This is a genomic window from Flavobacterium sp. (assembly GCF_043760115.1).
GTDB lineage: Bacteria > Bacteroidota > Bacteroidia > Flavobacteriales > Flavobacteriaceae > Flavobacterium.
The window spans coordinates 1-10,618 of record NZ_JAYUPK010000006.1; the positions used below are offsets into that span (position 1 = coordinate 1).

Genomic DNA, 10,618 nt, shown 5'->3' on the forward strand with positions numbered 1-10,618 from the left:
CCTTTTTTAAATCTGATATTGAGTTTTGTGCTTGCATAGGAACCATTGCTGCAAAATCAAAAGTTTCCTCTAAATTTCGTAACGGATGTGAACTTGGAGCAACAAATTCTAAATCTAAACCCAAAATCATTGCTCGAACCAACATCATTTTTCCTGCAACATATTTTACTGGTAAACAATGTAATGCTTTGTTACCTGCACGAAGTTCAAAAAAATCTCCAGTTGCTAATGCTGAATTTACCATTGCTTGTTTGTCAACTCGAATCATTTTAGGAATTCCTGTTGAGCCAGAAGTTTGCATTTCTATAAATGGTTTAGCATCAAACCAATCTAAAATAAAATCACCAACTGGTTTTTCAAACTCTTCGCCTTCTTTTATAAAACTATAGGCAACACGACACAAATCTTCTTTATCTAAATGAAAACCATTCAATTTAAATAAATTATGTACATTTTCGTAAGTTGGATTAATCATTTTTATAGTGTTTTATTATTAGCAAAATTTAAATTTCCTGAAAGTTTATCTTTCCAATTGCTCCATTTATATTTTTTACTAAAAATAAATAAAATCATTGGAAATAAAATGAAAACTGGAAAAAATATTTCTAAAAAACCATTACTTGGAGTGGAAATATCTTTTAAAATTGAATGAGTTTGAAAAACGGTCCAATCGGAAGTAACAAGTAATGCTCCAATTAAATTATTAGCAGCATGAAAACCCAATGATAATTCTAAACCATCATCCATTAAAGTTAAAATTCCTAAGAAAAAACCAGTTCCTATATAATAAATCATAATTGTATATCCCAATTTTTCAACTTCTGGATTTGCAATATGTAATACTCCAAACAAAACAGATGTTATTATCAAGGGAATTAATTTACTTTTAGTTGCTACACCAATGCCTTGCATTAAATATCCGCGAAATAAATATTCTTCAAAACTAGTTTGAAGTGGAATTAAAAGCAGTGCTAAAATAAAAAAAATTAAAAATGGAATTGGCTTAAAATTAAATATGAAATTTTCTGGTGCGGCATAATAAGAAATTAATGTAATTGAAATTGTAATTATTGACCATAATCCAAACGAGAATAAAATTCTATTCCAATCTATTTTTGCTCTTCCTGTTGTTAAAGATGTGATACTTTGTTGATGTACAAACTTTACCCAAAACAGTACAACCAAACAGGCAAATGATAATGGTGCTACAATTAAAGCAAAAGTTACATTAATACCAAACATAGCTATTGTGTCGTTTATAGCTTTATTAGTATCAACACCTTCTGAAATAATAAAATTAAAAAACATTAATGCTAAAAATCCAAGTGGAATTGGTAAATAAAGTAAGCCGTTAAACTTTTTAGTATTTATTTGTTCTATAAACATTTTGCTTTTTTTTGTTTCGACTAAAATACAGTATTTATTGGAATATTTAGTTCCTTTGTAAAAAAATTATGATAACAATTTATCACAATCCAAGATGTGGAAAATCTAGAGAATGTTTGGCATTTTTAGAAAATTCTGAAAAAGAATTTGAAGTAGTAAAATATTTAGATGTACATTTTACATTTAAAACTTTATCCAATTTAATTAATAAATTAAACATCAACCCAATAGAGTTAGTTAGAACGAAAGAAAAAATTTGGATAGAAAAATTTAAAAACGAAACTCTTTCTAATGATCAAATTATTACTGCAATGGTTTTACATCCAGTTTTAGTAGAAAGACCAATTGCTGTTAATGGTAATAAAGCAGTAATAGCAAGACCATTTGAAAGAATAAAATCTATAGTATAACTCTAAAAGTTAAAATAATTTTCTTATAAATCATTTAACAAACCTTTGTGATTTCTAGATTAAACGTTTGTCTAGTTTTGCGGACAAATAAATGCATACAATTAGGATTTTATTTATGAAAAAGATTGAAAGATTAGTACTTATTGGTTTATTATTGGTTTCGTTTTTAAACTATTCTCAAGAAAGACCAGAAATTAAAAAGATTAAAGTAACTGGAAAAATTGTTAATAAAGCAACTAACCAACCATTAGAATATGCAACAATTACATTGGTAAATTTAAAAAATCCAAATGCTACAACTGGAGGAATTACAGATGTTAAAGGCGAATTTGACTTTGAAGCCAATGCTGGTGTTTACAATATAAAAATAGAATTTATTTCGTTTAAACCTCAAGAAATTTCTCAAAAAGTATTGAAAGAAAATACTAATTTAGGAACATTTACGCTGCAAGAAGATGCAACACAATTAAATGAAGTAATAATTAGAGCCGAAAAAACTACTGTAGAAATAAAATTAGACAAAAAAGTATACAATGTTGGAAACGATTTAATGGTAAAAGGTGGAACTGTTAGCGATGTGTTAGATAATATTCCATCAGTTTCTGTAGATGTAGAAGGAAATGTTAGTCTTCGTGGAAACGAAAATGTTAGAATTTTAATTGATGGAAAACCTTCCAATGCAATTAATATTACCGAAGCGTTACGTTTAATTCCTGCCGATGCAATTGATAAAGTTGAAGTAATTACCAATCCTTCAGCACGTTATGATGCCGAAGGTGGAGGCGGAATTTTAAATATTGTTCTTAAAAAAGGTAAAACCAACGGATTAAACGGAACAATAATAGCAACAACTGGTTATCCAGACAATCACGGTTTAAGCGCAACTGTAAATTATAAATCTGAAGAATTTAATCTTTTTACAACTCAAGGTTACAACTATAAAAGCAATCCCGGAAATGCACTATTCAATTCTAGATATTTAAATCCAGACAATTCTACCAAGAATTATGTTAATGAAAGTAGAGATAATTCACGTTTAAATAGAGGTTACAATAGTAATTTTGGTATGGAATGGAATTTAAATAAATCAACTTCCTGGACAAATAGTGTAAATTATAGAAAAAGCGCTGGAGACAATGTAGACAATATTTTACAAGATAATTTCAATCAAAATTTTGTTTACGACTATACTCGAAATAGAATTAATAATGAAAACAGTAATAGCGAAAACATAGAATTTACAACCAATTTAACCAAGAAATTTAAAAAAGATGGTCATAAATTAACTGTAGATGGCTCGTTTTCATCCAATACAGATTTAAATACAGCTTTAATTAATGATACTGCAACAAATTCTACACTAACTAAAATAGACAACACAATAAACAATCAAAAACAAAGTAGAAATTTAATTTTTTCAGATTATGTGCTTCCAATTAGTAAAAACTCACAATTTGAAGCTGGTTATCGTGGCGATTTTTCAGAGCTTGTAACTAATTATCAAGTACTTAATGATGGTGTTGTAAATAATTCTTTTACAAATACACTACAATATAAAGAGAAAGTAAATGCACTTTATACACAATTTGGAACAAAATATAAAAAATTATCTGTGCTTTTAGGTTTACGATTTGAAGATTCTAATATCGATATTAATCAACTAGCAACATCCGATTTTAATAATAGAAAATACGATAATTTGTTTCCAAGTGCCTTTTTCACTTACGAAATATCAGATAAAAGTAGTGCCTCAATAAGTTACAGCAAGCGAATTCAACGTCCAAGAGGAAGACAAATAAATCCTTTCAATAATCTATCAAGCAACACCAATATATTTGTTGGAAACCCAAGTTTAAACCCAGCTTTTACAGATGCATTAGATTTTGGATATTTAAAAAGATTTGAAAAAGTTACACTAAGTACTTCATTGTATGTAAATAAAACTACAGATGCATTTCAATTTGTTCGTGGAGAAACTGGAACTTTTATAAATGGAGTTCCAATTATTAAAAGTTCACCAATAAATTTGGCTACAGAATATCGTGCAGGATTTGAATTTACATTAAATTACAATCCATATAAGTGGTGGAAACTAAACAGTAACTTCAACTTTTTTAGAGTAGAAACGCAAGGCAATTACAGTTACACTAATTTTATTGGAACAATAATTACTCAAAATTTCGATAATATAGCCAACGCTTGGTCAACACGTTTAACCTCTAAAATTAATTTACCATCTAAAATAGATTGGCAAACTAACTTAACTTACAATGGACCACAAAATAATGCACAAGGAAAATCATTAGGTATTTTTGCTGCCAATTTGGCTTTTAGCAAAGATATTTTAAAAGATAAAGCAACAATTTCCTTTAATATAAGCGATGTTTTTAATTCTAGAAAAAGAATTATGGAAACATTTATTCCAGGTTTGGTAGAATCTTACACCGAAATGCAATGGCGCGAAAGACAATTTACACTTTCATTTACCTATCGTTTCAACAAATCTAAAAACGAAAAAGAAAAACAGCCAAAACGAAATCAAGATGGCGAAGGTGGCGATTTTCAAGGATAATCTCTCGCAACAATTCATAAAAAAAGGTTCAACATATTTCAGTTGAACCTTTTTTATTTTGTAACAAACTAATTTTAAGCTTGTTTCAAAGCTTTTTCAGCTTTTTTCTCTTTGTATAATTCAAACAATGCTCCACCAATCCAGTAGAAAACAAAATGAATTAAGAAAATCATCAACCAAAACCCTAAAGTTAAAATTGATAAAAACGCTAAAAAGCCCAAATACTGTGAAAAATCAAACATAATTTCCGGAAAATTTTGAATTCACAACAAAAGTAAAATATATAATGTAACAAACCAATAAATAGTTATAATTTATTTTTTTAAAACACATTTTACAACTATTTTTGTGAAGCTATTTCCAGCCATACGTTTCAAGTTTGCTTGTAAAACACTTTTTTTCTAAGCCCAAAAACGTGCTTCCTTTGGTCGCAGTTTCAGGTCAAGAAAAAATAGCGTTTTCCTCAAGCAAAGCTTTCCACTACTGTCTGGGCTAGTTCTTAGAAATATGTAAAATTTTTAACAATTTTAAACTTTTAAACAACCTTAAACCTTTTTTCAAACCACATAAAACTATAAAACTAAAATGGAATACAGAATAGAAAAAGACACAATGGGCGAAGTACAAGTTCCAGCAGATAAATATTGGGGCGCACAAACAGAACGTTCAAGAAATAATTTTAAAATTGGTCCATCAGCATCAATGCCCAAAGAAATTATAGAAGGATTTGCCTATTTAAAAAAAGCAGCAGCATTTGCCAATTGCGATTTAGGAGTTTTATCAATAGAAAAACGCGACGCAATAGCAACAGTATGCCAAGAAATTCTTGACGGAAAACTAGACGATCAATTTCCATTGGTAATTTGGCAAACAGGTTCAGGAACACAAAGTAATATGAATGTAAACGAAGTTGTTGCCAACAGAGCACAAGTTCTTGCAGGATTTAAAATTGGCGAAGGCGAACCAGTTGTAAAAGCCAATGACGATGTAAATAAATCGCAATCATCTAACGATACTTTTCCAACAGGAATGCACATTGCAGCATATAAATCGGTTGTAGAAATTACAATTCCAGGCGTAGAAAAACTTCGTGACACTTTGCATGCAAAAGCTGTAGAATTTAATACTGTTGTAAAAATTGGTCGTACCCATTTAATGGATGCAACTCCACTTACACTTGGTCAAGAAATTTCTGGTTACGTTGCACAATTAAACTACGGAATAAAAGCATTAAAAAATACTTTATCACATCTTAGTGAAGTTGCACTTGGTGGCACAGCAGTTGGTACAGGTTTAAATACTCCAGATGGTTATGATGTAAAAGTGGCTCAATATATTGCACAATTTACAGGTCATCCATTTGTAACAGCACCAAATAAATTTGAAGCATTAGCTTCGCACGATGCCATTGTAGAATCTCATGGCGCATTAAAACAATTGGCAGTTTCTTTAAATAAAATTGCCAATGATGTTAGAATGTTAGCATCTGGACCAAGATCTGGAATTGGAGAAATTATAATTCCAGAAAACGAACCTGGATCGTCAATAATGCCAGGAAAAGTAAATCCAACACAATGCGAAGCATTAACAATGGTTTGCGCACAAGTTATTGGAAACGACGTTGCAATTACAGTTGGTGGCATGCAAGGACATTATGAATTAAATGTTTTTAAACCAGTAATGGCTGCTAATTTTCTTCAATCTGCACGATTACTTGGCGATGCTTGTCTTTCATTTGACGAACATTGCGCTAGCGGAATTGAACCAAATTACAAACGAATAAATGAATTAGTAGATAATTCATTAATGTTGGTTACCGCATTAAATACCAAAATTGGATATTACAAATCGGCAGAAATTGCACAAACTGCGCACAAAAACGGAACTACACTTAAAGAAGAATCTGTTCGTTTAGGTTATGTTACAGCAGAAGATTTTGATAATTGGGTAAAACCAGAAGAAATGGTTGGTAGTTTAAAATAAATTCCTACATTTATAAAATAATTATTAACATTAAATTTTAAAACCTTTTTTTATGAAAAAATCTATTATTTTTGGTGCATTATCATTAACATTTTTACTAACGAGTTGTGCAACTATTGTTTCTGGATCTAAACAAACTGTTAAATTTACAAGTAATCCTTCAACCGCTTATGTTTTTCTTGACGATAAACAAGTTGGAAGTACTCCTTTTGAAACAAAATTAGAAAGAAAAAAATCTCACAATGTTAAAATTAAACTAGAAGGTTATCAGACTTATGAAATTACTTTGACTAGAAAATTTAATGCATGGTACATTGGAAATTTACTTTTTGGAGGATTAATAGGAATAATTGTAGATCCAATAACTGGTGCTATGTACAAATTAACACCATCTGAAGTTAATGCTGAATTAGGAAAAGGAACTGCTTTTAAATTAACTAATAAAGAAATTTATATTGGTGTTGCTTTAAATATTGATCCTAATTGGAAAAAAATAGGACAATTAGAAAAAGTTAATGATTAAAAATATAAAACATTATGAAAATCCTGCAAATAATTTTGCAGGATTTTTTTTATCTTTACTTCAAATATAAAAAATGAAAGTAACCAGAATATTCAATAACTTCTTTCATAGCGAAAAAGCTGGTGGTTTAACTTTAATTTTTTGCACAATGCTATCTTTATTTCTTGCTAATACTGTTTTTGGAGAAAATTATTTAGCATTTTGGCAAACACAATTTCAAGGTCATAGTTTAGTTCATTGGATTAATGATGGATTAATGACTATTTTCTTCTTGCTAATTGGGTTAGAATTAGAACGAGAAATTTACAACGGAGAACTTTCGGATATTAAAAATGCATTATTACCCTTTTCTGCTGCGCTTGGCGGAATGTTACTTCCAGCTGGACTATTTTTACTTTTAAATTCTGGTACATCAACACAATCTGGAATAGGAATTCCAACTGCAACTGATATTGCATTTGCTTTAGGAATTTTGTCTTTATTAGGAAACAAAGTTCCAACATCTTTAAAAGTTTTTTTAACTGCTTTGGCAGTTATTGACGATTTGGGAGCAATTTTAATTATTGCCATTTTCTATACCAAAACATTAATTTGGATGAATTTATTAATTTCATTATCCATTTTTGGATTATTGTTACTTCTCAACAGATTAAAAGTTCATAACTTAATTCCATACTTAATTGGTGGCGTTTTTATGTGGTATTTTATGCTAAATTCTGGTGTTCATGCAACTGTAACTGGAGTTTTATTAGCATTTGCAATTCCGTTTAGCAATGGCGATAAAAAATCGGGTTCTATAATTTTGCAAAACTTTTTGCATTTTCCAGTAGCATTTTTTATACTTCCATTATTTGCCTTAGCCAATACAGCTTTAATATTAAATTCAGATTGGCATTATGCACTTTCACACAACTACACAATTGGAATTGCCTTGGGATTAATTATTGGAAAACCTTTGGGCATTTTTCTTTTTAGTTATTTATCGGTAAAATTAAAAATTTGTAAACTTCCAGAAGACATCAATTGGAAAGCAATTATTGGCGTAGGTTTTCTTGGTGGAATAGGTTTTACAATGTCAATTTTTATTACACTACTCGCCTTTTCTGATGCAGAACATATTGATAATTCTAAAATTATGATTTTAATTTCATCTATAGTTGCAGGAATTATTGGATTTATTTATTTAAAATCTGTTTTAAGAAATGATTGTGTTGAGGAAATTGAAGAGTAAAACCTTTACGTTATCAAATTGATTTCATACGAATTTCACGAATTTTCACGAATTATTAAATGAAATCTTTTGACAAAGTACAGAAATTAGTAAAATTTATAATTAGTAAAAATTCGTGTCAACTTACTTTCAATACCATTTCTTCTTCTTAAAATAATAAGCCATACCAGCAAGAAGCAAAACCATAAACCCAATTATCATAAAATAACCATATTTCCAATGTAATTCGGGCATGTTGTCAAAGTTCATTCCGTACACTCCAACAATAAAAGTTAATGGCATAAAGAAAACAGAAACTACTGTTAGCGTTTTCATTACTTCGTTCATTTTATGACTTTGCGTAGAAAAATAAAAGCTAGAAACACTATCAAGTGTGGTTAAATCATATTCTATTTGTTCTAAAAGTTCTAACGCTTTTTGATGCAATCTATCAAAGAAAGTGAAATTTTTATCTTCAATTTCATTAAAAATATCATCATCTTTTATATTTTTTATGGCATACAATGAATCGCGCAACGGAATTATAGATCGCTTTAAAAAATTATAATTGTCTCTATGTTTTTCAACTTGCTCTAAAACCAAAGGATTACTATTAGTTTTAGATAAATTTATTAATTCCTCAACTTTATCTTCTTCACTTTCTATAGTAATATAGAAATTTTCCATTACTGCATCTAACAATAAATATAATAAATAATCGGCTTTTTTCTCTCTTACAATTCCAGAATGTGTTCTAATTCTTTCTCGTATATGGGTAAAAAAATCACTTCTTTTTTCTTGAAATGATATTAAAACACCTTTTTTTAGTAAAAAACTTATTTGTATTACAGATATTGTATTAGAATCTTCTACTGGCAAAATTGATTTTACACTAAAAAATAAAACTTCTTTGTATTCATCAAGTTTTGTTCTTTTAGTAGTATTTAAAATATCGCCTAAAATAAAATTATCTACATTAAAATGCTTCCCAATTTCTTGAATTAATGTGTTATCATTTAATCCGTGAACGTTTAACCAATTTACTTTTTTATAATCCAAACATTGTTGTAATTCGCTAGATGTAAATTGTTTAACCTCTTCCAAAGTTTCATTATCGTATACAAACAATTGCATTTCTGATGAAACATTTTTATGAATTCCTGTATATTCTAAAAGATTTGGAACTACCTTTTTAACTTTTTTATATTTAATTTTTCTCACAAAACTGAAATTTTTTATAAATTTAGGAATATTTATTATTTTCATACTAATTTTACTGAAAATCTATCAATGAAAACCATAATTATCAATATTCAAGAATTATTACAAATAAGAGATGCTTCTGTAGAAAAGATTTCTGGCAGTGAAATGGCAGTTCTTCCAAGCTTAAAGAATGCCTATTTAGTATTTGAAAATGATGTGATTTCCGATTTTGGATTGATGGAAAATTATCCAAAAAATATATTTGACAAAACAATTGATGCATCAGGAAAAGTTGTTCTTCCTGCTTGGTGCGACAGTCATACTCATATTGTGTATGCAGGAAATCGTGAACAAGAATTTGTTGATAGAATAAATGGATTGAGTTATGAAGAAATTGCAAATCGTGGTGGCGGAATTTTAAATTCGGCAAATAAACTTAATGAAACCAGCGAAGAAGAACTTTACAATCAATCTAAAAAAAGATTGGAAGAAGTTATGAAACTTGGCACTGGAGCAGTAGAAATAAAATCGGGTTATGGTTTAACGGTTGAAGGTGAACTAAAAATGTTGCGAGTAATTAAAAAATTATCTCAAAAATATTCTGTAAAAATAAAAGCAACTTTTCTCGGTGCGCATGCTTTTCCATTACAATATAAAGACAATCATAAAGGATACATAGATTTACTAATTAATGAAATGTTGCCTAAAATTGCTCAAGAAAATTTGGCAGATTATATAGATGTTTTTTGTGAAACAGGATATTTTTCTGTAGATGAAATGGAAGAAATTTTAAAAGCTGGTAAAAAATATAATTTAATTCCGAAAGTACACGTTAATCAGTTTACTATTATTGGCGGAATTAAAGCTGCTGTAACTAATAACGCACTATCTGTAGATCATTTAGAGGTTTTATCTGATGAAGATATTGAAACTTTAAAAAATTCTAATACGATGCCAGTTGCATTGCCAAGTTGTTCTTATTTTTTAAGTATTCCATATACGCCAGCACGAAAAATTATTGGTGCTGGTTTACCTTTAGCATTGGCGTCTGATTTTAATCCTGGTTCAACACCATCAGGAAATATGAATTTTGTAGTTGCAACAGCTTGTATAAAAATGAAAATGACTCCAGAAGAAGCCATAAATGCAGCAACACTAAATGGTGCTTATGCAATGGGAATTGAAAATGATTATGGAAGTATTACTTTAGGTAAAAAAGCTAATTTAATTATTAGTAAGCAAGTTAACTCTTTTTATGAATTGCCTTATGCGTTTGGAAGTAATTTGATTGATACCGTAATTATTAATGGAGAAATTGTTATTTAAGTAAA

At 29.0% G+C, this 10,618-nt stretch carries 9 protein-coding genes and 1 pseudogene; 6 read left to right on the forward strand and 4 right to left on the reverse strand.

All coding sequences use genetic code 11. From position 1 onward, the window contains the following. A pseudogene (locus ACH2BC_RS00225) lies at positions 1 to 475 on the reverse strand (O-succinylbenzoic acid--CoA ligase); the annotation flags it as partial. 2 nt (positions 476 to 477) lie between these two features. Then, positions 478 to 1,386, reverse strand: a complete 909-nt coding sequence (locus ACH2BC_RS00230; protein ID WP_395051906.1) for a CPBP family intramembrane glutamic endopeptidase — start codon at positions 1,384 to 1,386, stop codon at positions 478 to 480. Positions 1,387 to 1,454: 68 nt separating this feature from the next. Between ACH2BC_RS00230 and arsC the strand changes: the two genes are divergently transcribed. Together arsC and ACH2BC_RS00240 are read left to right on the forward strand one after the other, a co-directional pair. Further along, positions 1,455 to 1,796, forward strand: a complete 342-nt coding sequence (gene arsC, locus ACH2BC_RS00235) for an arsenate reductase (glutaredoxin) (protein ID WP_395051907.1) — start codon at positions 1,455 to 1,457, stop codon at positions 1,794 to 1,796. A 115-nt stretch (positions 1,797 to 1,911) separates the two neighbouring features. Then, the gene (locus ACH2BC_RS00240; protein ID WP_395051908.1) at positions 1,912 to 4,368 is read left to right on the forward strand and encodes a TonB-dependent receptor domain-containing protein; all 2,457 of its coding nucleotides are present in this window, start codon (positions 1,912 to 1,914) and stop codon (positions 4,366 to 4,368) included. Positions 4,369 to 4,442: 74 nt separating this feature from the next. On the opposite strand, the gene ACH2BC_RS00245 is transcribed toward ACH2BC_RS00240, so the two are convergent. Further along, positions 4,443 to 4,610, reverse strand: a complete 168-nt coding sequence (locus ACH2BC_RS00245) for a hypothetical protein (RefSeq protein ID WP_395051909.1) — start codon at positions 4,608 to 4,610, stop codon at positions 4,443 to 4,445. A gap of 343 nt (positions 4,611 to 4,953) precedes the next feature. Here ACH2BC_RS00245 and fumC point away from each other — a divergent pair, with 343 nt between their 5' ends. The 3 genes from fumC to nhaA all read left to right on the forward strand — a co-directional run bounded on the left by fumC (position 4,954) and on the right by nhaA (position 8,105). Then, complete coding sequence (gene fumC, locus ACH2BC_RS00250) at positions 4,954 to 6,351, forward strand: class II fumarate hydratase (protein ID WP_395051911.1); 1,398 nt, start codon at positions 4,954 to 4,956, stop codon at positions 6,349 to 6,351. 52 nt (positions 6,352 to 6,403) lie between these two features. Then, positions 6,404 to 6,874, forward strand: coding sequence for a PEGA domain-containing protein (locus ACH2BC_RS00255; RefSeq protein WP_395051912.1), 471 nt, complete (start codon positions 6,404 to 6,406; stop codon positions 6,872 to 6,874). 73 nt (positions 6,875 to 6,947) lie between these two features. Next, positions 6,948 to 8,105, forward strand: a complete 1,158-nt coding sequence (gene nhaA / locus ACH2BC_RS00260) for a Na+/H+ antiporter NhaA (RefSeq protein WP_395051913.1) — start codon at positions 6,948 to 6,950, stop codon at positions 8,103 to 8,105. Positions 8,106 to 8,234: 129 nt separating this feature from the next. Here the strand turns inward: nhaA and corA are convergent, their stop codons facing one another. Continuing rightward, on the reverse strand, positions 8,235 to 9,305 hold the full coding sequence (gene corA, locus ACH2BC_RS00265) for a magnesium/cobalt transporter CorA (RefSeq protein ID WP_395051914.1): 1,071 nt from the start codon (positions 9,303 to 9,305) through the stop codon (positions 8,235 to 8,237). 69 nt (positions 9,306 to 9,374) lie between these two features. On the opposite strand from corA, the gene hutI reads away from it, so the two are divergent. Beyond that, entirely contained in the window at positions 9,375 to 10,613 is a 1,239-nt protein-coding gene (gene hutI / locus ACH2BC_RS00270; protein ID WP_395051915.1) for an imidazolonepropionase, read from the forward strand. The last annotated feature ends 5 nt before the right edge of the window (positions 10,614 to 10,618 follow it).

Coding starts and splice junctions, on each gene's coding strand:
- ACH2BC_RS00245 (WP_395051909.1), bottom strand. CDS start 4,610: ATGTTTGATTTTTCACAGTATTTGGGCTTTTTAGCGTTTTTATCAATT.
- fumC (WP_395051911.1), top strand. CDS start 4,954: ATGGAATACAGAATAGAAAAAGACACAATGGGCGAAGTACAAGTTCCA.
- nhaA (WP_395051913.1), top strand. CDS start 6,948: ATGAAAGTAACCAGAATATTCAATAACTTCTTTCATAGCGAAAAAGCT.
- ACH2BC_RS00240 (WP_395051908.1), top strand. CDS start 1,912: ATGAAAAAGATTGAAAGATTAGTACTTATTGGTTTATTATTGGTTTCG.
- ACH2BC_RS00230 (WP_395051906.1), bottom strand. CDS start 1,386: ATGTTTATAGAACAAATAAATACTAAAAAGTTTAACGGCTTACTTTAT.
- arsC (WP_395051907.1), top strand. CDS start 1,455: ATGATAACAATTTATCACAATCCAAGATGTGGAAAATCTAGAGAATGT.
- ACH2BC_RS00255 (WP_395051912.1), top strand. CDS start 6,404: ATGAAAAAATCTATTATTTTTGGTGCATTATCATTAACATTTTTACTA.
- hutI (WP_395051915.1), top strand. CDS start 9,375: ATGAAAACCATAATTATCAATATTCAAGAATTATTACAAATAAGAGAT.